The sequence below is a fragment of the Bradyrhizobium sp. SK17 genome, from assembly GCF_002831585.1.
GTDB lineage: Bacteria > Pseudomonadota > Alphaproteobacteria > Rhizobiales > Xanthobacteraceae > Bradyrhizobium.
Genome location: NZ_CP025113.1, coordinates 5854666 through 5876445 on the forward strand (window position 1 = coordinate 5854666; position 21780 = coordinate 5876445).

The following is a 21780-nucleotide window of genomic DNA, read 5'->3' on the forward strand; positions in this document are numbered from 1 at the left end:
CGCAATCTGGCGCGGCAGCGACCGCAAGCGGGAGTGACAAGTGTGTCGGGATTTTCGCGCAGGCGCGCCGGAGGCTGCTTGCGAGATGCTTGCATTATGCAAGTACATATGAAACCCTCCGCACATGAAACAACCTGCTCCCGCATCCGATGACGGCCTGAAGCTCAGCGCCTGGCTGCCCTACCGCCTGTTCCTGGTCGCGGCGCAGGTGGCGCGTCCGCTGGAAAGTTTCTACGGCGAGACATTCGGACTGAGCCAGGCCGGCTGGCGCATCCTCGCCGTCATCGCCGAGCGCGATGCCGCCAATGCCTCCGAGATCGGCCGCGCCTGCGCGCTCGATCCATTCGCGGTCAGCCGCGGCATCGGCCAGCTGGTCGAGCTCGGCTTCGCGCTGCGGCGTCCGGGCAAGACCGATCGGCGCTTTGCGGCCGTGAGCATCACCCGTAGCGGCCGGGCCGCCTTCAACCGGATCGCAGCCCTCGGCAGTGCGATCGAGGCGCGGCTGCTCGGCAGGCTTTCGCCGGGCGAGCGAACGATGCTCGATTCCGCGCTCACCCGGCTCGAGGCGGAAAGCGCGCGAATCGATGCCGGCGGCTGGCGCGCGCTGCTCGACGGCGACACGCCATGACGGCCGCATTGTTCGCGCTGACCGCACTGCTCTGGGGCGGCGGCGCGCTGGCGACCGCGATGCAGGCCGGCATCACGCCCGCGCCATGGTCGGTCGCGCTGCGGATGGCGCTGGCCGGCCTCATCCTGGTCGGCTACGCGCGGTTGCGCGGCGTGCCATTGACGATCCCGCGCAAGGACCGGCCGGCGGTCGCGTTGCAGGGCCTGCTGTTCTTCGCCATTGCCTTCATCGCGTTCTATGAGGCGACCGCGCGGATGCCGAGCGGGCTTGCGGCGCTGGTGCTGTCGACCTCCTCGCTGTTCGCGGCCGTGATCGCGCGCACAACGCTCGGCGTGCCGATCTCCGCCGGCTTCGTCTGGGGCGCGCTGTGCGGTATCCTCGGACTTGCGATCATCTTCCTGCCGGGCGCCGGCGCGCATGGCACCGCGCCGCTTGCAGGCTTCGCCTGGGCGTTGGTCGCGGCGATGGCGACCGGCGCCGGAACCAGCGTCGGCGCCCGCAACCAGCGCGCCGGATTGCCAGTCGTGTCCGTGCTCGCCTGGGCGGCCTTCGTCGGCTCCGCGGCGAGCGCGCTCTGGGCAATCGCGACGGGCATGCATTTCGCGGCCGACCTTTCGCTCTCCTACGCCGCGAGCTTCCTCTATCTCGCCGTCGCCGCGTCCTGCGTCACCTTCATGCTCTATTTCGAGTTGGTGCGCCGGCTCGGCCCCGGCCGTGCCGCCTACACGCTCGCACTGGTGCCGCTGGTCGCCCTCGTGCTGTCGGCGCTGTTCGAGCATCTTACGCTGGGCTGGCCGGTGCTCGCCGGCGCCGCCGCGATCCTGGCCGGCAATGTGCTGGTGCTGTCGCGCTGACAGTGGCGCAACGGGCAGGCCGTCGGCGAAAAATGCTACCGTCACCGCGTCAGACGATTCGAAGGCGCTTCCATGCCGGCAAGTTGGACCAGCACATCTGGACGGATGCCGAACCTGGCGCGGATGCAGCGCAAGGCCTTCGAGTCGTTCCAGCAAGGCGATCTCGCCAGGGCCGAGCGGCTCTGCACCGGGCTGCTCGAACACGTGCCCGACGATTTCGACACGTTGCACCTGCTGGGCATGGTCAATTTCCGGCGCCACCGGCTGGCGGAGGCGCTGCGCTTGCTCGGCGCCGCGCTGAAGGCCAATTCGGTTTCGTCGGAGGCAATGTCGAATCTCGGGCTGGCGCTGCACACGGCCGGACAGTACGACGAAGCCATCTCGCGCTATCGCAGCGCGCTGCAACTTGAGCCCGACCAGCCCGAGTTTCTCTACAATCTCGGCAACAGCTATCTGGAGCTCGGCCGCTACGACGAGGCGGTGGCGAGCTATGACGCCGCGCTCGCAGCCAAGCCCGATCACGTCGGCGCGCTGGTCAACCGGGGCAACACCCAGCTGAGATTGAATGCGCCGCTCGCGGCGCTTGCGAACTACGATGCCGCGCGCGGGCTGATGCCGCGCCATCCGCAGATCCTGACCAATCGCGGCCATACCCTTCGCCGGCTCGACCGGCCCACGGAGGCGCTGCCCGAATTCAGCGCGGCGATCGCGGTCGCTCCGGATTTCGCCGAAGCGCATTTCGAAGCCGCGATGGCGCATATCACGCTTGGCGATTTCGACGCCGGCTGGAAGGCCTATGAATGGCGCTGGAAGACCGGCGCGTTCGCCCGGCAGCGTCGGTCGTTGCCGGCTCCGTTGTGGCTGGGCGACCGGCCGGTCGGCGGCAAGACCATTCTGTTGCACGCCGAGCAGGGTTTTGGCGACACCATCCAGTTCATCCGCTACGCGCCGCTGCTGACCCGCCTGGACGCCAACGTCATCTGCGAGGTTCAAGGCGAATTGCGGCCATTGCTTTCGCAGCTCGACGACGTGCAGGTCATCTCGGCCGGCGCGCCGCTGCCCGCGTTCGACCTGCATTGCCCGCTGCTCAGTCTTCCGCTGGCGTTCAGGACGCAGCTCGAGACGATCCCGGTATCGATCCCCTATCTCTCGGCGCCTGCCGATCGGCTGGAGCGTTGGCAGACCCGCTTGCCGCCCGGCCGACCGCGCGCCGGCTTCGTCTGGTCCGGCTCCGCCACCCACAAGAACGACGCCAACCGCTCGCTCCCGCTGGCGCGGCTGGCTCCGCTGCTCGAGACATTGCCGCTGCAATGCGTCAGCCTCCAGAGCGAGTTGCGCAGCGCCGATCGTGAGATCTTGCGCGATCTGCCAAACCTGGTTCAGCTCGGCGACGAGTTCGGCGATTTCGCCGATACGGCCGCCGCGATTGCGCTGCTCGATGTCGTCGTGTCCGTGGATACCGCGGTCGCGCATCTCGCGGGCGCGCTGGGCAAGCCGGTGTTGCTGCTGTTGCCGCATGCCGCGGATTTCCGCTGGATGCGCCAGCGCACCGATACGCCGTGGTATCCGACCGCGACGCTGCTCCGCCAGCAGGCTTTTGGCGATTGGGACAGCGTGATCGATCGGCTGCGCGACGAACTGCGTCGGTTCCAACACTGAGGCAGCCGATTGACGGCAGGACGATATCTGACTAAAGTCAGATATATGCTCGACCCTGTCGCCCGCGTCCGTCGTTTCAACCGTTCCGTCACCCGTGCGGTCGGTGCGCTCGACACCTCGTTCCTCGGCCGCGGCCGGCCGCTCGGTGCGGCGCGGGTACTGAACGCGATCGGGCATGGCCGCGCCGATGTCGGCGACATCAGGGATTATCTCGGGCTCGATTCCGGCCTGATGAGCCGGCTGCTGCGCAGCCTCGAGGACGAAGGGCTGATCGAGACCACGGCGCATGAGGACGACGCCCGCCGCCGCATCGCGAAGCTGACGCCGGCCGGCAAGCGCGAGTTCAACGCCTATGAGGCGCTTTCCAACCGGCAGGCGACCGACTTCCTTGCGCACCACACCCAGCGTGAGGCGCTGCTGGCGGCAATGGATCTGATCGCCTCGGCGCTCGGACGCGACGCCACGTCGCTGGATGAGATCGACCCGCGCAGCGAGGAGGCACGCTACTGCCTCGGCGAATATTACGCGGAGCTGGCGCGGCGCTTCAAACAGGGCTTCGACGTCAAGCTGTCGCGCGATCCTGATGCGAAGGACATGGTGCGGCCGCGCGGCAGCTTCATCGTGGCGATGTCGGACGGCCTGCCGCTCGGCTGCGTCGGGTTGAAGGGTGGCGACCGCGACTACGCCGAGATCAAGCGGCTGTGGGTCGCGCCCGCTGCGCGCGGCCTCGGGCTCGGCCGCCGCTTGATGGACGATGCCGAACGCGTCGCGCGCGAGCTCGGCATCGCGGTGCTGCGGCTCGACACCAACAGCGCGCTGGCGGAGGCCGGCCAACTCTACCGCAGATCGGGCTGGACCGAGATTCCGCGCTTCAACGACGATCCCTACCCCGATCTGTTCTTCGAAAAGCGTCTCTGAGGCGCTGCCATTTCCACATTCGTCATGGCCGGGCTTGTCCCGGCCATCCACGCCTTTCGCTCTCGGAAACCAAGACGTGGATGCCCGGCACGAGGCCGGGCATGACGCGTTCGTGGAGAGATCAAACACAGATTCGATAGACCTCCTCTTCCGCGTGTTGTCCGGCGCCATGCGCTGGCCTAAGACAGCGGGATGACCATTCGTCCCATCGTCCGCTATCCCGATCCGCGGCTGGCGCGGCCCGCCGAGCCGGTGAGCATGTTCGACGACGCGCTGCGCGAGCTGGCGCAGGATCTGCTCGAGACCATGCGCGCCGCGCCCGGCATCGGCATCACCGCGCCGCATATCGGCGTGGCGCTGCGCGTCGTGGTGCTCGAGCTCGATGCGCGCGAGGGGCCGCGGACCTATGTCAATCCGGAGATCATCTTCACCTCGGACGAGATGATCCTGCACAAGGAAGGCAGCGTCTCGATGCCCGGCGTCACCGACGAGGTCGAGCGCCATGCGCGCGTCCGCATCCGCTATCAGGACACCGACGGCAACGCGCAGACCGAGGAGTCCGACGGCCTGCGCGCCGTTTGCCACCAGCACGAGATCGATCAGCTCGACGGCATGTTCTGGATCAGGCGGCTGTCGCGGTTGAAGCGGGAGCGCCTGATCAAGCGGTTCGAGAAGATCTCGCGCGGATGAGCGAATTTCGTAGGGCGGGTTAGCGAAGCGTAACCCGCCGCGGCTCTTGCGATGGAGCGATGGCGGATTACGCCTTCGGCTAATCCACCCTACAACACTGAACGTCCTACCCTCCCGCCATCAGATCCTTCGCCAGCGCCATGTACGCCGGCAAGGTCACCGGGTCATTGGCGGCATTGCCGGCCATCGGGTGCGAGGCGTAGCGCGCGATCACCATCTCGGCCCTGGGATCGATGTAGATGCCCTGGCCGTGCACGCCGCGCGCCATGAAGGCGCCGTGCGCATTGTGCGTCACCCACCATTGATTGCGGTAGGAGGCGCCGGGCAGCGTGGTGTAGCCGGCCGGCTTGAACTTCTCGGGATCGCCGCCGCGTGCGATGTCCTCGACCACCTGCGACGGCACGATCTGGCGGCCATTGAAGCGGCCGTGATTGCGGATGGTCTCGCCGAAGCGGGCGAGATCGCGCAGCGTGGTCGACAACCCGCCGCCGCCGCTTTCGGTGCCGATGCGGTCGACGTGATAATGCGCGTCCTCCTCCGCGCCCATCGGCGCCCAGATCCGCTCGGACAAGAGATCCGACAAGGTCATGCCGCTGGCGCGCCGGATGATCCAGGCCAGTACGTCGGTGTTGACGGTCTTGTAGGCGAACGCCTTGCCGTGCTCGCCCTGCTTCGGCTGCGCGCAGAGGAAATCGAAGATGGTGGTCGCGCCCTCATAGCCCGGCGGGATCGGCGCCATGCCGTTGGCGCGGCGCAGCCCCCAGACGTCGGAGTTCTTGTCGGTATAGACCTCGGTGTATTTCAGGCCGGTGGTCATATCCATCACTTCATGCACGCGGGCATCGCCGAACGCGCTGGCCTTCAGCTCCGGCACGTAGTCGGTGACCGGCGCCTGCGGATCGATCTTGCCCTCGGCGATCAGGATGCCGGCGAGCGTGCCGGTGAACGACTTGGTCACCGACATCGCGATATGCGGCTTGTGCGGCTTCAGCGCGCCGAAGTAGCGCTCGTAGATCAGTTTGCCCCGATGCAGCACGGCGATGCCATCGGCGTAGCTGTCCTCGAGCATGCGCGCGAAGGTCTGCGGCCGGCCGTCCATCGTCACCGACGCCGACCCGCCGATGTCGTGATCCGCGCGCGGCAGCACCGACGCGCCCCCTGCTCCGCGCCAGACATTCACCGTCGGCACCAGCTGGCGGATGTTGCTCCAGGCCCAGCGCAGTTCGGGGAAGCTGCGGAACGAGCCGTCCTGGAAGGTGATGGTCTTGTCCTGCGGCGGCGGAAAGCCCTGCATCCAGCCGAGCTCGTTCGGATCGGTCTCGGCGGCGGTGGGGTTTTGTTGCGGATTGGCGGCTGCGACGGACATCAAGGTTGGCTCCAGAGCTGCGAGACGAAGGCTGCGATACGAATTTCGTATCACGCGACGGCAACCGCCACACCCCGCGTTTGCGCCGGGGTGGTCGTCGCCGCGAGCGCGCCGTCCGCGCGATCCGACACCCGACTGTCGCGCCCGGGCCAAAACCTTCCCGCGCCAACGGATTACCCAGCCGCCGCCCGCTCGATCGCGGCGATGTCGATATTCTTCATCGTCATCATCGCCTCCATCGCGCGACGCCCCGCGGCTTGATCGGCCCCGTTGACCAGCTCGAGCAGCCGCCGCGGCGTGATCTGCCAGGTGAAGCCCCAGCGGTCACGGCACCAGCCGCACGGCAATTCCTTGCCGCCATTTTTCGTCACCGCGTTCCAGTAGCGATCGGTCTCCTGCTGGCTGTCGGTCAGCACCATGAAACTGACGGCCTCGTTCGGCACGTAGTTGGAACCGCCATTCAGCCCGACGAAGCGGCGGCCGAGCACGGTGAACTCGACCGTCAGCTCATCGCCCTGCCCGATCCCCGGAATCGGCGAGACGTGCCCAGCATCGACATGGCTGTCGGGAAAGGTCGCGGCATAAAACTCCGCCGCTTCGCGCGCCCGGCCCTGATCGAACCAAAGGCATGTGACGAGATCGGTCATGTGCAGTCTCCTTGTTATGCGCAAAGGACGGTTGGCGACGACGGCAACCGACAGGCCGACGAGAATAATTTGCGGGAACTAGTTTGTGACGGCACGCATCCGCACACGCTGTCGTCCTGGCGAAAGCCAGGACCCATAACCACCGAATTCGAGATGAGCAGGATCATCGCCCCCGCGTCGCGTAACCAACGACCATTTGGGGTAATGGGTCCTGGCTTTCGCCAGGACGACGATGTGGATGGCTCTCGATTCAAGATGACCAACACGCGGTGTCATCGCCCGGCGCGACCGGGCGATCCAGTATTCCAGAGACAGTCGTTGTTGAATGGATGGGCCGCGGCGTACTGGATCGCCCGGTCGAGCCGGGCGATGACAGTTGAGGTTGGGGATACGGCTTCGCATTCTCGCGACATGAGCTGTCCGAAGTTTTGCATTTCGTTCCGCCCTCCTCTCACAGAGGGCGCAGGGAAAGCCGGGTGCCGATCGCACCCATGGGCCCCGAGCAATGGGTAGAAAGCTCGGGGGTAGGACCACAGGTGTAACCGGAAACAACCCGGCTTTCCCTGCGCGATGGGTTACGGCTTACTTCGTGCTCTCCCCGGCGAGACCAGACTTTTTTGTCACCGTCTCCGCCACGCGCACCGCGCAATGTGAAGAGACACCTGCCACTTGGGCGTCAGGACCACACGACTTCGCCGTCCGCCTCACGCGCACTCGTCAGTCGCGCATTCGGCGTCCACCGCATCTCCACCCGCGTCCGTGACGATCGCGATCCGCCCCTCGTGTCGGGTGAGACGCGCACATTGAACAGCTGAGTTGGGTCAAACGCCAAGCGGAATATTTTCTTAGTCGCGGATTGACGGGTTATGCTGAGTTGCCCGTTGGGGTGATTTGTCGCAGGAGGTGCGGTGAGATTTGATTTGCGTCGAGGCGGTTCTGTCGTACGGCACAGACAATTCGGCGAGAAGCGGCGCGCCAATCCATCGCTTGGCGCCAACTTGGCTGATCGCTTTCGCCAAGCAACCCCAGGGGAGCTGGACTGTGGCTCCGTCGAACCCGGCCGATCCGATGCTTGCTACAGGTTGAGTTCGCCGTCACGGAGCCTTCGGTCACGCTCCGAAATTTCGGCATCGTCGACTGGGAATATCATTGCCATGCCGTCATTGGCTGCCCTCATCTGAACTTCATCGACAAAGGCATGCAGTTTGTCGTGATAGTCTTGGAAGGCGGCAGCGTAGTCGGCGCCGTTCCGTTGCAATGCTTCGGCAAGTCGTCCCGCCCCAATGATCGCCATCGAGCCACCCATCCCTGCTACCGGTGATACGCAGTAGCCTGCGTCACCCACGAGAGCGACCCGCCCTTTCGACCAAAACGGCATCCGGATCTGGTTGATCCTGTCGAAGTAAAAGTCGTTGTCAGTATCCACGTGCTTCAGGGCGGCCGGCACCTTCCAGCCTAGCCCATCGAAATGGTCATGGATCATCGCTCGCTGCTGCGCGCGATCACGATAGTCGTATTCGATTTCGCTGGTGGCGCGAAACGCGAGGCCAATGTCGGTTCGGTCGTCGTAGCCGTTCAGCATTGCCGTTCGCCCCGGCACGCTGAACACCTGCGATACGTTGGGCGGCAATATACCCGTCACCGGCACGACCTTCAGATAGACATAACCTCCCATGAAGTAAGTGAAGTTCTTCTCGTCGCCGAACACCAACTTCCTCGTGTTGGAGCGATTGCCGTCGCAGCCAAACACCAGGGCATAGGTACGCCGCGTCCCGTCATCCAGCGTGACCGTGACGCCTTCAGGACCATCGCTAAGCTGTTTGATCGAGCGGCCGAACCGCAGCTCGACCGCCCCATCGATCCCCGCGAAGAGGATTTCCAGCAGATCATCACGGTGTATCTCAAACCGGGTGCGCGGCGGCGCATCCGGCCCGGTATCGATGCCAAAGCCGCCAAGCGTGTGATCCTGGACGTCCTTGAACTCAAACGCGCGCGGGGGCAACGCCTTGGCTCGAACAGCATCGAACATACCCATGCGCTCGAGAACGCCAACGGTCTCGCCCTCGATGTCGACCGGCGTCCCGCCTTTGCGAAGCTCGCTTGCAACCTCGACCACCGTAACCCGGTAGCCCAGCCGGTTGAGCCAATAAGCCATCGCCAAGCCCGCGAAGCTTGCGCCACTGACCAGCACAGGGGCGCCGGAAGGCGGATGAGGATTCTGGACGGAGACAGGGTAGTCGACCATAGAGGGCTCCATGGAAGGATGATATTGAACCATACTCAGTATTAATATATACTGAGTACATATAAGGCAAGGATTGATGAACGAAAAGGCCGACCGACGCACCCGCAAGCGTCTGGCAACCCGCCAGAGCATCTCGGACACGGCGACCCGTCTGTTTCTTGAGCGGGGCTTCGATTCAGTAACGATCGACGAAATCGCCGCAGCAGCCGACGTTGGCCGAATGACGGTTTTCAATCATTTCCCCCGGAAAGAGGACATGTTCTTCGACCGTGAGGAAGAGATTCAGGCGTTGGCCTTCGACGCTATTCGCAAACGTGGGCCCGGCGTCTCGCCGATCGAGGCGACTCGCAAACTGGCGCATGACCTTGTTGCGCAGGATCATGAGTTTGTGATGCTGTCCGCAGACACGAGCTGGTTCATCAAGACGGCCATGGCCAGTGAGGCGCTCAAGGCGCGCGCGCGGGAGATGCGAGACGATTTTACCCGCGCATTAGCAATCGTGTTGGCCGATACCAGCAACCGACCAACAGGTGATCCGAATGCTCATCTTGCAGCCGGACTCATCGTATCGACCTGGAACGTTGCCTTCAGTGAAGCGCAGAAACTCTTTGATCGCACGCGTGACGCAAGCGCGGCGAAGCGCTGCTTCCTTGCGGTTATCGACCGCGGGACGGCGGGAGCAGCCGCAGCCCTCGCAAAGACCGCTTACGCTTGATCCTGGCCGCGTTCGAGCCTCGCGGCAAAAATCGCTGATCGAGATCCGATTCAGGAAGAACGGGGATTGGCTACGCCGTTTAGAGCGTTTCCCCTCTTACCCTACTCCCACTCGATTATTTCCTGCTCTCATAACGCATTGAAATTGCCCGTCAAAAAAATTTTCTCGGCTTGCTATACCGTCAGCCAATCCGTCAAAAACTCGCGCTTCTGAAAACATTGGATTTTTCGGCTGCTTTCGCGAAACGCACCTTCCACCATCTATCGCCGAACACGGTCGAGGAAGCTCACCCGACATCGATCAAGCCCGCCCCGCCATCTGTACGCTGCGGTACGATGTGTAATCACCTACACCTCGCTAGCTATACCGTCATCACCGCCCAAACCTCTTCAACTCTCTCAGAGATTCAGATCTCGCACAGCGACGAACGCTCGGTTTGTTTCGGCAGCACGACGTTCCTTCGCTTCTAAAACCCCGATCAATGAGACCTTGCGCGAGAGCACCTCATAGAGGTCGAGCCCGTCCGCGCATATCAGATTGGTTTGCCGCCCACGCGAGAACGCTTCGAGCCCCTCGGCCGTGAAACCGGAATTGCTAACGAACAGTCCGCGCGACCACGACGCTTTTCCGCCGACCTTACCGGAAAACGTCATCAGATCGGCAAAGCCGATCTGAGGCCCGTGCCATTTCGCTTCCACCAGATAGGTCTGACCATGCAGCTTGAAACTGCCGTCGATCTGCTCGCCGACGAGACGGAACGAGCCACGCGGCGCGAGCCCAAAGCCGGCGAACAGCTCGTTGAGAAAGCCTTCGAATCGCAGACCTCGCGCCTGGGGGTCGAGCTTGGTGATCTCAACGAGCAGCGTCGCAAGTTCCTGGGCCTTCGACTCACTCAACGTCGAAGACGCCTGCCGCGCAGGCTCCCCCGCCTTTACCGAGCCGAAGCTGCCGAGAAAACTTGGATCAAGCAACTCGGGGATTTTGAATTGGACACCGGGAAGAAGGATGTTCAGCCGATCAATCTCTTCGCGGCTTAGGGGATTTCCCTTTCCGCGCCGGTAGGTCATCGCCTGTCGAACGATCGCCACGATTAACTTGGTGAAACACGACCGGCGCTGTTCGAGCGTCGCGGTCAAGAGCTGCACGATCGCGGGTCGCTTGCTGCCTGGGACCCATAGATCGCCAACACCGGCCTGCGCAGCGGCAAGCGGAAACGCGGTCCTGTTGTTTCCGCTTCCGGGGAGGAAATCGTAGAGAAGATCCGCCAGGTCTTCGACCGCCTGAGCTTCACGAAACGACATCATAACCTACCAGCCCTCACGCTCCTCCATCCCCACCTCGGGTTCAATCCGGGGCCGAAAGCGCGCCCCAATGCGTCCTGCCGCAGGCTGCCGACAACTCATTGCGCGGAGATCCGACGAATGATGTGTCTCGGGATCGTCACAGGATTCATGTGACGACTCTCAATCTAGCAAGATTGTAAGCTTCATGCTACACAATCCCTAAATCCGTAGCACGAAGAAGGCAGAGGAACTGCCGTTGCGGAGCGCAGCCGCCAGGATGGGCTCCTCCGGCTGCTGAAGCTGTGGGGGCAAGCAGTGATCCTGACGGACAACGAGACTAAGGTCGACCTTCTCAACAACGAGGCGATCGCAGCGACCATCATCAAACTCTTGCGCGACCGGCCCGATCAACCGGTGACTGTTGGTGTCCATGGTGATTGGGGCGCCGGCAAGTCTAGTGTGTTGGAGATGATCGAGGCCGGCTTCGAGGGGGAAGCGAAGGTCCTGTGCCTCAAGTTCAATGGTTGGCGTTTTCAGGGATTCGAAGACGCTAAAATTGCGCTTATCGAGGGCATCGTCACCGGGCTCATCGAAAAGCGGCCCGCTCTCACCGCGGCGGGCGAAACGGTCAAGGATGTCTTTCGCCGGATCGACTGGCTCAAGGTGGCGAAGAAGGCTGGTGGGCTCGCCTTCACCGCCTTTACCGGCATCCCGACGCCCGATCAGATTCAGACGATCGTCGGCACCTTGGAAGGCTTCCTCGCCGATCCGGCAAAGCTCGCCACCAAGGAGAATCTCGAAGCCGCAGTCGAAGGCGTGAAAGGCCTGTTGAAGCCGAAGGGCGAAGGCGACTCGACCAACGTTCCTGAGGAGATCAACGCATTCCGGAAGGCCTTCGACGATCTCCTCGACAAGGCGGGTGTCGAGCAACTCGTTGTCCTGATCGATGACCTCGATCGCTGCTTGCCCGATACCGCGATCGAGACCTTGGAGGCCGTCCGCCTCTTCGTCTTCACGTCCCGCACCGCCTTCGTCGTCGCCGCCGACGAGGCGATGATCGAATATGCGGTGCGCAAACACTTTCCCGATCTGCCGGACACCACCGGTCCGCAGACATATGCCCGGAACTACCTCGAGAAGCTCATCCAGGTGCCCTTCCGCATCCCTGCGCTGGGGGACACGGAAACGCGCATCTATGTGACGCTCCTCCTTGTCGGCGCCGAACTCGGCGACAACGACGAGGCGTTCAACGCCTTGATCAAGGTCGCTCGTGAACGGCTTAAGCGCCCGTGGACCTCGGGTGCGCTCGATGCTGCCACCGTCAGAACCGCTCTCGGGGGCAAGGCTTCGCGCGCCAACAATGCGTTGGCGCTCAGCGATCAGATCGGACCGATCCTCGCCAGCGGAACCAAGGGCAATCCGCGTCAGATCAAGCGATTCCTCAACACGCTCGTCTTGCGGCAGCGCACCGCCGAAGCGAGAGGGTTCGGGGATGACGTCAAGCTGCCTGTGCTCGCAAAACTCATGCTCGCCGAGCGGTTCCTGCCCCGCCTCTTCGATCAGATCGCCGCGGCAGCCGCGGCAGCAGCAAATGGCAAATGCCCGGACCTGTCAGCACTCGAAGCGGCGGCGACCGCCAAGGATGACGCGAAAACTGCGGCCAAGCCGGAGAAGGCCGCAGCCAAAGGCGACGACGCCGTGAAGTCGACTGAGAGCGCGCTTTTGAGCGAGTGGCTATCGTCGCCTGCGATCAAAGCCTGGGCGGCGGTGCCAACCGCGATCGGTGGCGAGGATCTTCGCCCCTACCTCTTCGTCGCCAAGGACAGGAAAGATTATTTCGGCGCCGCCTCAGTGCTCGGCCACCTCGCCGCCGTGGTCGAACAGCTCTTCGGCGGGAAATTCGCGGTGCAGGGCCTCGAAGCCGATCTCAAGCGCCTGGCCACGCCTGAAGCTGCGCAGATCTTCGAAGCCGTGCGCGGCCGCATCGTCGGTGGGGACAGCTTTGACACTGAGCCGCCTGGCGCGGCGGGTTTGGCGGTTCTCGTTAAGGCTCATCCGACCCTGCAGGCCAATCTCGTCGATTTCCTCGAAGCGCTCCCGCGAGATCGTCTCGGTCCATGGGTCTGCGGCGGCTGGGAAGGTGTTCTCAAGGACGGCGATGCGACCCAACGCTTCGACCGCCTTCTTCAGACCTGGGGCAAAGAAGGTGGCGCGATGCTCAAGGCGGCGGCCATGGGTGTTCTTCGCACCCGCCAGGGAGTCCGCTGATGGGCACCTCCAGTGCATTCGGCGGCCAGGGCGGCGGGACGCCCCTCGTTCCAAGCTGGCTAGGCGATGACGGCGCACCGCCTGCCGCTCCAGACGGAGCTCCTCCCGATGGTGGACCACCAGACGGTCCGCCCGCGGATGCGCCAGCAGACGGTGCCCCACCAGCCGCTCCCCCGGCACCGCCGGCTCGCCCGCCCATACCGCCGGTAGCCGATCCCGCGCGCTTCTCAGCGGCACGCAACAACTTCTCGCGTTTCGCTGGTTCGGGCGGCAGCGACCGCAAGAGCCTCGGCCGAGCAGTATCGCACTATGTGGGCTCATCGTCAGGCGGCGCGCGCACAGCAGCCGCAAGGATGGGATCGGCGCGCGGCGCAGGCAGCCGCCTGCTTGGCTTCTTGTCAGACGCCGTTGCGCGCGGCGCGACCGAAGCGCTTCGCGCGCTCAACCTCGGCGCTCTCGCAGGCCGCCCTATCGAAGAAATCTTTCTCGGTTTGGCGGACTATGTGTGTCCTGACGGCGGTTCGATCGACGAAGGCATCGCACGCGAAGCGTTCATCGAAACGATCACAGACCTCGCCGGTGCAGGCATTACCGACCTCGATGGCCTCACCGCCGATCAGATGCAGACTGTGTTCGAGCTGTATGCGACCAACGCGATCGAAGCACGACTCTGCAACGACATCGGCGCGAAGACGATCACCCTGCCGTCGGATAGCCGCGAAGCCGCGCGCGTGCAGGCGCAATTGAACGACTTCATTCGGCGCGGGGTGGCTGATGCGCTCACGGTCGCCCGCGCCGCGGCTGCCGCGCTGACGCCCGATCGCGTGCTCCAGTTCGTCGGGCGCATCTACGAGCAAGCGTTCGGGATCTTGCAGATCATGGGCGATGCGGAGGCGGAAGGCGCATGAGGAGACACGTTATCATAGGCCGATACGGCCCAGGCGACCGCAGCCGCTTTCCACTTGGCGATGGGGAGGTCGAAACCCGCCTCGACCTGGTTGTCGGCGAGCGAACACTCGATCACGGGATCGGCCGCGCAATCGGCGATCTGTCGCGGCTTGGCGTTCATCCTTCAGAGATCGGCGTGGATATCCTGGTCCTGGCCGCCCACGTCCACGCTGCTGACACGCGCATTTCGCGGGCGAGTGAATCGCAGGATGGCTGGACCCGCGAAATCCGGCTGATCGTCCCGGTTTCCGATCCTGATCGATGGACAGCCGTCGCCCCGACCTTCGTCCGGATGCTGAACTTTCTCACCGGCGACCGCTGGTCGATCGCGTTTCGCGCCCGACCGCGCCGTTTCGTCAGGGTCGCTCCCGCACGTCCTGCTCGGCTCATCGGTCCTCCCTTCGACGACCTCGCGCTATTCTCGGGCGGCCTCGACAGTCTCATCGGCGCAATCGATGCCCTCGAGAATGGCCGTACACCGCTTCTCATCAGTCACGCTGGCGAAGGTGCGACCAGCGATGCGCAGTCCACCATCTTCGACACTTTGAAGACCCACTATCGAGGCCGCGCCTTTGATCGCTTGCGCCTCTGGATGGCATACCCGGACGGTTTCGTCCGCGGTTCAGGCGGAGAGAACACGACCCGCGGCAGGTCGTTCCTGTTCTTCGCCCTCGGCGTCTTCGCTGGAAGCGGACTTGAGGGGGCGTTCACCTTGAAAGTGCCCGAGAACGGCCTCATCGCCGTCAACGTGCCGCTCGATCCATTGCGCCTCGGCGCACTGAGCACGCGCACGACCCATCCTTTTTACATCGCCCGTTGGAATGACGCCCTCCATGGGCTGGGCCTGAACGGCAGGATCGAAAATCCCTATTGGGATAGGACCAAGGGCGAGATGGTCGCGGCCTGCGCCAACGGCGCATTGTTGCGCCGCCTCGTACCCTCATCGCTATCCTGCGCGTCCCCAACCAAGGGGCGCTGGCAGGGTCTCGGCACACAGCATTGCGGCTATTGCCTGCCTTGTCTCATCAGACGGGCAGCACTCGTTGCCGGCCTACACCCCGATCCAGATCCCACCGTCTACACGGTCGATGACCTCACCGCCCGCGCGCTCGACACACGTCAATCAGAAGGCGTCCAGATTCGCTCTTTCCAGCTTGCGATCGAGCGGCTTCGCGCCCGGCCGGCGCTGGCGCCGATTCTCATCCACAAGCCGGGGCCGCTCTTCGATGAATCGCCGGCTCGGCAAACCGCCCTCGCTGGCGTGTACCGGCGCGGCCTTGAAGAGGTTGGAGCACTCCTGGCAGGTGTGAGGACGCGGCCGGGATGACCGAGAATGCTCAAGCCGTCGGTGTCGATTTCCACTGCCATCTCGACCTCTATCCCGACCATGAGGCCGCGATCGCAAGGGCAGAAGCCGCTCGGATCTACACGCTGACCGTCACGACGACACCAAAGGCCTGGGCGCGCAATCATGAACTCACGCGTCATACCCGCTTCGTGCGCGCTGCGCTCGGGCTGCATCCGCAGCTTGTCGCGGAGCGCGCCGGCGAACTGCCGCTATGGGAGCGTCACCTGCCTGAGACACGCTACGTCGGTGAAGTCGGTCTTGATGCCGGCCCGCGCTTCTACAAATCGCTAGATACCCAAAAGCATGTGTTCCGCAGCGTCCTTGAGCGATGCGCAGAAGCCGGTGGCAAGATTCTCACGGTCCACAGTGTCAGAAGCGTTCCAGCGGTGCTCGCGATGATCGAACAATATCTCCCGCAGGATCGCGGCACCGTCGTGCTTCACTGGTTCACCGGAAGCAAGAGCGAGGCTCGACGTGCGGCGACGCTCGGCTGCTATTTCTCCGTCAATGCCGAGATGACCCGCTCGGATCGCGGCCGCTCCCTCGTCTCCGACTTGCCCATCGATCGGATACTGACGGAGACAGACGGCCCCTTCACTCAGGTTGACGGTCGTCCCAGCGAGCCCGCTGACGTAAAAACCACGGTCGCCGCGATCGCCGACGTCCGGAGGGTCCCGGTCGATACCGTCACGACAACGGTAAGATCGAACCTTCGCTCTTTACTGAGGTGATCCCCCAAGGGGGGTCTAGGAAAATTGTAATCTTCGTGCTACATATCTGGCCAATCTGTAGTGCGAAGGTGCCAAAATGCCCACTCCACACAACCCTCCTGCTGCGGTGCGGCGCGCACTGCGCAAGCTTGGAGCGGACATCCATGATGCCCGTCGACGCCGACGGCTGCCGATGGCGGTCGTAGCCGAGCGCGCCTTCACGTCTCGCTCGACATTGCAAAGGGTCGAAGCTGGGGACACCAACGTCAGCGTCGGCATATATGCCGGCGTCCTGCAGGCGCTTGGCCTGCTCGACGGCCTGAGCCAGGTCGCCGACATCAGCAACGACAGCGTCGGCCAAGCGCTTGCCAGCGCCGATCTGCCTAAGCATGTCCACCTCAAGCGGCCAACCGGATCGTCCCGCGATGACTGACTTCGAGGTCCATGTCGATTTGGACGGCCGCACACGCCCGGTCGGACTGGCGAGGAGCAATCGCGTCCGGGGCACCGAGACCATCCTCTTCGAGTATGACGGCGCATGGCTTGACGACCCGGACCGCTTCTCCCTGGAGCCAGCCCTTGCTCTGACCCGTGGCGCCTTCGCCCCTCCTGCCGGTCTTGCGACTTTCGGCTCCATCGGTGACTCAGCGCCGGATACCTGGGGCCGGCGCCTCATGCAGCGCGCCGAACGCCGTCTCGCCGATCGGGAAGGCCGCGCGGTTCGCACGCTTGTAGAAAGCGACTACCTCCTTGGCGTCGCCGACGAGACCCGGCTTGGCGCGCTCCGATTCCGCTGGGTCGGCGAAGAGATTTTTCAAGCGCCGATCCGTGCGGGCGTTCCTGCCCTGATCGAGCTTGGCCGATTGCTCCAGATCACCGAACGGATTCTCCGGGACGAGGAAACGGATGAAGACCTGCAGCTCATCTTTGCCCCAGGCTCCTCCCTTGGGGGTGCCCGCCCGAAGGCGTCGGTCATCGACCAACATGGTCACCTCTCCATCGCGAAATTCCCGAAGGAGACCGACGACTACAGCATGGAGACCTGGGAAGAGATCGCGCTGAGGCTGGCCGGCCAGGCAGGTATCGCCACGCCTCAGCACGAGCTGATCGACGTCGCCGGCAAGGCGGTCATGTTGTCGCGACGCTTCGATCGCGACGGGGCGATCCGCATCCCGTTCCTGTCGGCGATGGCGATGATGGGCGCCAAAGACGGCGAGCGCGGCAGCTATCCGGAGATCGTCGATGCCCTTGCTCAACACGGCGCTCAGGGGAAGACGGACGCCCATGCCCTCTATCGGCGTGTCGTCTTCAATGTGCTGATTTCCAATGTCGACGACCACCTCCGCAATCACGGTTTCCTGTGGCTGGGAAAAGCGGGCTGGTCTCTCTCGCCGGCATACGACATCAATCCCGTTCCGACCGATCTCAAGGCGCGGGTGCTGACGACGAACATCGATCTCGACGAGGGCACCTGTTCGCTCGATTTGCTGGAGGCGGCGTCGGAGTTTTTTGCGCTCACGCTGCCGCAAGCCCGCGCGATTATCAGAGAAGTCGGGACCGTGACCGCGACCTGGCGCGATACAGCCAAGGCGGTCGGCGCACGCCCGGCCGAGATCAACCGCATGGCCAGCGCCTTCGAGCATGACGATCTCAAACGGGCGCTGGCGCTATGACGAGGACATTTCTTCACAGCTTCGAGCCAGCGACAGCGAGCCCTATCACCGGCACCACCGTCGACCTGGATGTCTCAGACATCGAGGATGCCGGCATTCGGGAAGTGCTGCAGACGCCGGGCGCGGCCTACGGTGCGTGGTCGATCCTGGACGCATTGCTTGCACCGACCGGCGCGGGAACGCCGTTCATCTTCAAGGAGCCGCTTGGACAGGCGCGTGAAGTCAAAGTCGCCCTGTCAGGCCTGTTCGGACGCTTCGTCGCTCGCGCCTATCTTGAGCGCTATTTCAATCTCTCGATCTTCGCCCATCTCGGCAGCCGAACGATCGATCTCGATCGTCGCCGGCGGGTCAAGGTCACGCGCCTGTCGCGTGGCGATCTGCCCGATTGGATCGCCTGCGCCGCCGACCTGTCCTCTCTGACGGTGGCCGAAGCGAAAGGCTGCCATGATGTCGGAGGCCCGGCAAAAGCGCTGGACCGCGCCTGGACGCAAGCCGGACGGATCAACATCACCGCACAAGGCCGCAAGGTCACGGTGAAACGCATTGCGATCGCAACGCGCTGGGGCATGGCTGCGGCGGGCCCAACCGAGGCCCACCTCTCGGTTCGCGATCCGATCGATGAAGGCGAGCCCATTGATCCCCAGGAGAAGGATGCACTCTTCATCGGGCTTCTGCGCCTGCACATCGCCAACCTGATCAAGCCACTCGGCCACACCGAGCTGGCTGGCGCGCTCTACCGCATCACCCACCAGGCATTCGCGCGCAGGCTCCAAGACGACCTCGGGCGCGCCCGGGCGCTGCTGGATGCGGCTCCGGTAAGAGAGGTAGAGAAAGCGACTGCTATGGGCGGGCTGATCGGCGGGATCGTCACGCGTGCGGGGCCGGTCACCGATGCCGACGCCGCGCCCGCCGACCAGGAGGCGCTCGCCCGCCTCAACCTCCGACCTGTCTTCGTTGGGATCGAGCGCGACCTCATCCGCGCCGCTATCGACGCGGAGCCGCAAGCTGTGCGTACTCGCCTGGCCCAGACCATTCATCCGGATGAATTTGCTCGGCCTGACCGCGCCGGCGGCTGGATTGTCCCACTCGGTCAGGAGCGACGCATCACTGGCGGCGCCTGAACCGCCGAGCACCGAGAACATAAGCATCATGGGGAAACAGCCGACCACACCAGACACGGCACGATCAGGGGGCAATAATGGAAGCGCAAGAGAACGATCTCTCGAATGAGGCGGCGGCGCTCGCCGACATCCTCAAATGGTCAGTGGACCTGCCGGCCTGGCAACGCGATACGCTGCGCCGGCTGTGCGGCCAGACCAAGTTGGAGGCAGCCGACATCACGGCCCTCGTCGCGATTTGCAAGGGTGACGCGACAGCCGTCCCGCTCGACGCGAGCCACATCAGGGACCCAGCGGCCAGCCATGCCGTCGTCAGCCTCGGTGCCCTCCACAGCCTGTCGCATGTCAACGCGCTGGCACCGGGCGAACGCCTCTCGTTCGGCAAGACGGGCCTGACCGTCATCTACGGCGACAACGGCGCCGGCAAATCCGGCTATGCCCGCGTCCTGAAGCAACTCTGCCGGGCGCGCTCGCCGAAGGGCGACGCGATCCTTCCAAACATCTATGCGGCCGGCTCCGGCACCCCAGCCGCCAGCGTCGACTTCTTCATCGGCGGACAGAAGCGAAGCGCATCCTGGACCCAGGGGAACGCCCCTGATCCAATGCTCTCGGCCGTCAGTGTCTTCGACTCGCGCACTGCCAATGTCCATGTCGAGAACACCAACGATCTCGCCTACACGCCGCTGCCGCTCCGAATCCTCGCCGGTCTCGCGCAGGCATGCCAGGATGTGAAGGCCAAACTGGCTTCCGAGATAAAGGCTCTCCAAGAGCACACACCCGCGATCCTGTCGAAGCCCGAATGCAAGCCGGACACGCCCGTCGGCAAGCTGATCGCCGGTCTGTCGGGCAAGACGAAGCAGGAAGCCGTCGAGAAGCTCGCGGGCGTGACAGCGGAAGAAGAAACTCGGCTTCAAACGCTCACTACCGACCTGGCCAGCGATCCTGCGCGCACGGTTCGGCAGCTCCAGAGCCAGGAAGCCCGCGTCAAGTCGGCGATCGAGCAGCTTGAGCGGCTGGTGGCCGCCGCCACGGACGAAACCCGGGCAGCGCTCCGCGACGCCCATACGCACCTTGCAACGGCGCGCTCCGCCGCTGCCGCCGCCTCCGCTAACCTGTTCGCCGATGAGCCGCTGCCCGACATCGGCTCGGACGTCTGGAAGGCCTTGTGGGAGGCAGCCAGGGATTATTCCCGCGCATCCGCCTATCCCGACCGGCCGTTCCCCGTGACCGAGATTGGAGCCCATTGCGTCCTCTGCCAGCAGCCGCTCAGCGAGGAAGCCTCGAAGCGGCTCAGCAGCTTCGAGGCTTTCGTACAGGACGAGAGCAAGCGCCGTGAACAGGAAGCGGCGGACGCGTATGACAAGAAGCTCGAAGAAGTCTCATCGCAAGCCATCTCGATGAAGGATCTCGCCGCGATCGTCGCAACGATCCGCGATGATATCGGCCAGGAGGAGGTCGCAGGCACCCTTCGCCGCGGGATCCTGCACCTGGCCTGGCGGCTGCGCGCCATTCTGCGAACCCATAGCCTCGCGACTCTGCCCGATCTTCCGCCCCCAGCCACCATCTCGCTCGATCCACTACGCATGGCCCTCAGCGGTATTGCTACGCGTATCGAAGGCTTGCAGTCGGAGGCCAGCTCACCGCAGCGCGCCGCGCTCATCGCCGAGCGCGACGGCCTTGCGGACCGCAAATGGGTCGGCCTGGTGAAGGCCGATGTGCTTGCACAGATCGAGCGCCTCAAGGCCGTCGAGGCGATCGAGAAAGCCAACAAGGACACAGCCACGAACAAGATCACGACCCAGAGCGCGCGTATCGCCCAAGCGCTCGTCACCAACCGCCTGCGCGGAAGGTTCGCGATCGAGGTGGACAAGCTCGGCGTCGCGGGTCTCGCCATCGAGCTTCAGCAGGCCAAGACCACCGCTGGCGTCCCCTTCTTCCAGGTCCGGCTGATCAACAAACCGAACGAGCCGGTCGGCAAGGTCCTCAGCGAAGGCGAGCATCGTTGCGTCGCGCTGGCCGCCTTTCTCGCCGAGCTGTCGACCATCGATGCGCAGTCAGCGATCGTGTTCGACGATCCTGTCTCCTCGCTCGACCATTTGCATCGCGACAGGGTCGCCGCTCGATTGGCCGAGGCCGGCCAGACACGCCAAGTGATCGTTTTCACCCACGATATGGCGTTCTTGCTTCTTCTCGATGAAGCGTGCCGGGCGACGAAGGACCGGGAAGCGACGCCGGTCGCGTACCGCCTGATCAGCCGTGGCCCGGAAAATACCGGCTATTGCCATCAAGAACCGCCCGCCAACGTCATGCCGCTCGACAAGGTGATCGACGGGATGAAGGCCCACCTCGCCAACGTGAAAATCCATCATGAACGCGGCGATCAGGCAAAATGGCTGCGCGAGGTAACGTCCTTCCAGGACCAACTCCGCACGACCTGGGAGCGCGCCGTCGAGGAAGTGGTCGGGCCGGTGATCCGCCGCCTGTCCCGTAAGGTGGACACAACGGGCCTCATCAAGCTCACAGTCCTCACCGATGTCGATTGCACCGCTATGCGTGAAGCGTTCGGGCGTTGCTCGGCGCTCCTTCACAGTCAGCCTGGTGAGATCAATCCGCGGCTGCCCGCGCCATCGGCAATCGAAACCGAAATTGACGCGCTAGAAAAGTGGATCGCCGATATCCGGTCGCGGCAGGAGAAGGCCGCATGATGATG

General features: G+C 64.1%; 18 protein-coding genes. 14 read left to right on the top strand and 4 right to left on the bottom strand.

Annotated elements, in window-relative coordinates; all coding sequences use genetic code 11:
- Positions 1-124: 124 nt before the first annotated feature.
- From CWS35_RS27125 to CWS35_RS27145, 5 genes are all read left to right on the top strand, one after another.
- Positions 125-628 (top strand): MarR family winged helix-turn-helix transcriptional regulator, encoded by a 504-nt coding sequence (locus CWS35_RS27125; protein WP_100954795.1) that lies wholly within the window; start codon positions 125-127, stop codon positions 626-628.
- Positions 625-1482, top strand: a complete 858-nt coding sequence (locus CWS35_RS27130; protein WP_100954797.1) for a DMT family transporter — start codon at positions 625-627, stop codon at positions 1480-1482. Before CWS35_RS27125 ends, CWS35_RS27130 begins: the two co-directional genes overlap by 4 nt.
- Positions 1483-1554: 72 nt before the next feature.
- The gene (locus tag CWS35_RS27135) at positions 1555-3141 is read left to right on the top strand and encodes a tetratricopeptide repeat protein (RefSeq protein ID WP_100954799.1); all 1587 of its coding nucleotides are present in this window, start codon (positions 1555-1557) and stop codon (positions 3139-3141) included.
- Positions 3142-3186: 45 nt separating this feature from the next.
- Positions 3187-4059 carry a helix-turn-helix domain-containing GNAT family N-acetyltransferase gene (locus CWS35_RS27140; RefSeq protein ID WP_100954801.1) on the top strand — a complete coding sequence of 291 codons (873 nt, stop codon included), beginning with the start codon at positions 3187-3189 and terminating at the stop codon, positions 4057-4059.
- A gap of 192 nt (positions 4060-4251) precedes the next feature.
- The gene (locus CWS35_RS27145; protein WP_100954803.1) at positions 4252-4749 is read left to right on the top strand and encodes a peptide deformylase; all 498 of its coding nucleotides are present in this window, start codon (positions 4252-4254) and stop codon (positions 4747-4749) included.
- 106 nt (positions 4750-4855) lie between these two features.
- Here the strand turns inward: CWS35_RS27145 and CWS35_RS27150 are convergent, their stop codons facing one another.
- The 3 genes from CWS35_RS27150 to CWS35_RS27160 form a co-directional block, all read right to left on the bottom strand.
- On the bottom strand, positions 4856-6115 hold the full coding sequence (locus CWS35_RS27150; protein ID WP_100954805.1) for a serine hydrolase: 1260 nt from the start codon (positions 6113-6115) through the stop codon (positions 4856-4858).
- Between the two features lie 173 nt (positions 6116-6288).
- Positions 6289-6762, bottom strand: coding sequence for a VOC family protein (locus CWS35_RS27155; RefSeq protein WP_100954807.1), 474 nt, complete (start codon positions 6760-6762; stop codon positions 6289-6291).
- A 1075-nt stretch (positions 6763-7837) separates the two neighbouring features.
- Complete coding sequence (locus tag CWS35_RS27160) at positions 7838-9007, bottom strand: FAD-dependent monooxygenase (protein WP_100956693.1); 1170 nt, start codon at positions 9005-9007, stop codon at positions 7838-7840.
- A gap of 76 nt (positions 9008-9083) precedes the next feature.
- Here CWS35_RS27160 and CWS35_RS27165 point away from each other — a divergent pair, with 76 nt between their 5' ends.
- Positions 9084-9722 (top strand): TetR/AcrR family transcriptional regulator, encoded by a 639-nt coding sequence (locus tag CWS35_RS27165; protein ID WP_100954808.1) that lies wholly within the window; start codon positions 9084-9086, stop codon positions 9720-9722.
- 398 nt (positions 9723-10120) lie between these two features.
- On the opposite strand, the gene CWS35_RS27170 is transcribed toward CWS35_RS27165, so the two are convergent.
- Positions 10121-11026: a restriction endonuclease gene (locus CWS35_RS27170; protein WP_245438689.1), complete on the bottom strand. Its 906-nt coding sequence runs from the start codon at positions 11024-11026 to the stop codon at positions 10121-10123.
- A gap of 294 nt (positions 11027-11320) precedes the next feature.
- Between CWS35_RS27170 and qatA the strand changes: the two genes are divergently transcribed.
- From qatA to CWS35_RS27210, 8 genes are all read left to right on the top strand, one after another.
- Complete coding sequence (qatA, locus tag CWS35_RS27175) at positions 11321-13273, top strand: Qat anti-phage system ATPase QatA (RefSeq protein ID WP_100954809.1); 1953 nt, start codon at positions 11321-11323, stop codon at positions 13271-13273.
- On the top strand, positions 13273-14181 hold the full coding sequence (qatB, locus tag CWS35_RS40715) for a Qat anti-phage system associated protein QatB (protein ID WP_168226380.1): 909 nt from the start codon (positions 13273-13275) through the stop codon (positions 14179-14181). Before qatA ends, qatB begins: the two co-directional genes overlap by 1 nt.
- Positions 14178-15548, top strand: coding sequence for a Qat anti-phage system QueC-like protein QatC (gene qatC / locus CWS35_RS27185; protein WP_100954811.1), 1371 nt, complete (start codon positions 14178-14180; stop codon positions 15546-15548). Before qatB ends, qatC begins: the two co-directional genes overlap by 4 nt.
- Positions 15545-16300, top strand: coding sequence for a Qat anti-phage system TatD family nuclease QatD (gene qatD / locus CWS35_RS27190; protein WP_100954812.1), 756 nt, complete (start codon positions 15545-15547; stop codon positions 16298-16300). Before qatC ends, qatD begins: the two co-directional genes overlap by 4 nt.
- A gap of 76 nt (positions 16301-16376) precedes the next feature.
- Positions 16377-16712: a helix-turn-helix domain-containing protein gene (locus CWS35_RS27195; RefSeq protein WP_100954813.1), complete on the top strand. Its 336-nt coding sequence runs from the start codon at positions 16377-16379 to the stop codon at positions 16710-16712.
- The gene (locus CWS35_RS27200; protein WP_100954814.1) at positions 16705-17952 is read left to right on the top strand and encodes a type II toxin-antitoxin system HipA family toxin; all 1248 of its coding nucleotides are present in this window, start codon (positions 16705-16707) and stop codon (positions 17950-17952) included. Before CWS35_RS27195 ends, CWS35_RS27200 begins: the two co-directional genes overlap by 8 nt.
- Positions 17949-19073 (top strand): hypothetical protein, encoded by a 1125-nt coding sequence (locus CWS35_RS27205; RefSeq protein WP_210202733.1) that lies wholly within the window; start codon positions 17949-17951, stop codon positions 19071-19073. The genes CWS35_RS27200 and CWS35_RS27205 overlap by 4 nt, the downstream gene beginning before the upstream one ends.
- Before the next feature lie 77 nt (positions 19074-19150).
- On the top strand, positions 19151-21775 hold the full coding sequence (locus CWS35_RS27210; protein WP_100954815.1) for an AAA family ATPase: 2625 nt from the start codon (positions 19151-19153) through the stop codon (positions 21773-21775).
- Positions 21776-21780: the final 5 nt, after the last annotated feature.

Bases quoted from the DNA above. Each gene is read 5' to 3' on its own strand.
- CWS35_RS27150 (WP_100954805.1), bottom strand. From the start codon at position 6,115: ATGTCCGTCGCAGCCGCCAATCCGCAACAAAACCCCACCGCCGCCGAG.
- qatD (WP_100954812.1), top strand. From the start codon at position 15,545: ATGACCGAGAATGCTCAAGCCGTCGGTGTCGATTTCCACTGCCATCTC.
- CWS35_RS27145 (WP_100954803.1), top strand. From the start codon at position 4,252: ATGACCATTCGTCCCATCGTCCGCTATCCCGATCCGCGGCTGGCGCGG.
- CWS35_RS27210 (WP_100954815.1), top strand. From the start codon at position 19,151: ATGGAAGCGCAAGAGAACGATCTCTCGAATGAGGCGGCGGCGCTCGCC.
- qatC (WP_100954811.1), top strand. From the start codon at position 14,178: ATGAGGAGACACGTTATCATAGGCCGATACGGCCCAGGCGACCGCAGC.
- CWS35_RS27170 (WP_245438689.1), bottom strand. From the start codon at position 11,026: ATGATGTCGTTTCGTGAAGCTCAGGCGGTCGAAGACCTGGCGGATCTT.
- CWS35_RS27165 (WP_100954808.1), top strand. From the start codon at position 9,084: ATGAACGAAAAGGCCGACCGACGCACCCGCAAGCGTCTGGCAACCCGC.
- CWS35_RS27160 (WP_100956693.1), bottom strand. From the start codon at position 9,007: ATGGTCGACTACCCTGTCTCCGTCCAGAATCCTCATCCGCCTTCCGGC.
- CWS35_RS27130 (WP_100954797.1), top strand. From the start codon at position 625: ATGACGGCCGCATTGTTCGCGCTGACCGCACTGCTCTGGGGCGGCGGC.
- CWS35_RS27140 (WP_100954801.1), top strand. From the start codon at position 3,187: ATGCTCGACCCTGTCGCCCGCGTCCGTCGTTTCAACCGTTCCGTCACC.
- CWS35_RS27155 (WP_100954807.1), bottom strand. From the start codon at position 6,762: ATGACCGATCTCGTCACATGCCTTTGGTTCGATCAGGGCCGGGCGCGC.
- qatB (WP_168226380.1), top strand. From the start codon at position 13,273: ATGGGCACCTCCAGTGCATTCGGCGGCCAGGGCGGCGGGACGCCCCTC.
- CWS35_RS27205 (WP_210202733.1), top strand. From the start codon at position 17,949: ATGACGAGGACATTTCTTCACAGCTTCGAGCCAGCGACAGCGAGCCCT.
- CWS35_RS27200 (WP_100954814.1), top strand. From the start codon at position 16,705: ATGACTGACTTCGAGGTCCATGTCGATTTGGACGGCCGCACACGCCCG.
- CWS35_RS27195 (WP_100954813.1), top strand. From the start codon at position 16,377: ATGCCCACTCCACACAACCCTCCTGCTGCGGTGCGGCGCGCACTGCGC.
- CWS35_RS27125 (WP_100954795.1), top strand. From the start codon at position 125: ATGAAACAACCTGCTCCCGCATCCGATGACGGCCTGAAGCTCAGCGCC.
- CWS35_RS27135 (WP_100954799.1), top strand. From the start codon at position 1,555: ATGCCGGCAAGTTGGACCAGCACATCTGGACGGATGCCGAACCTGGCG.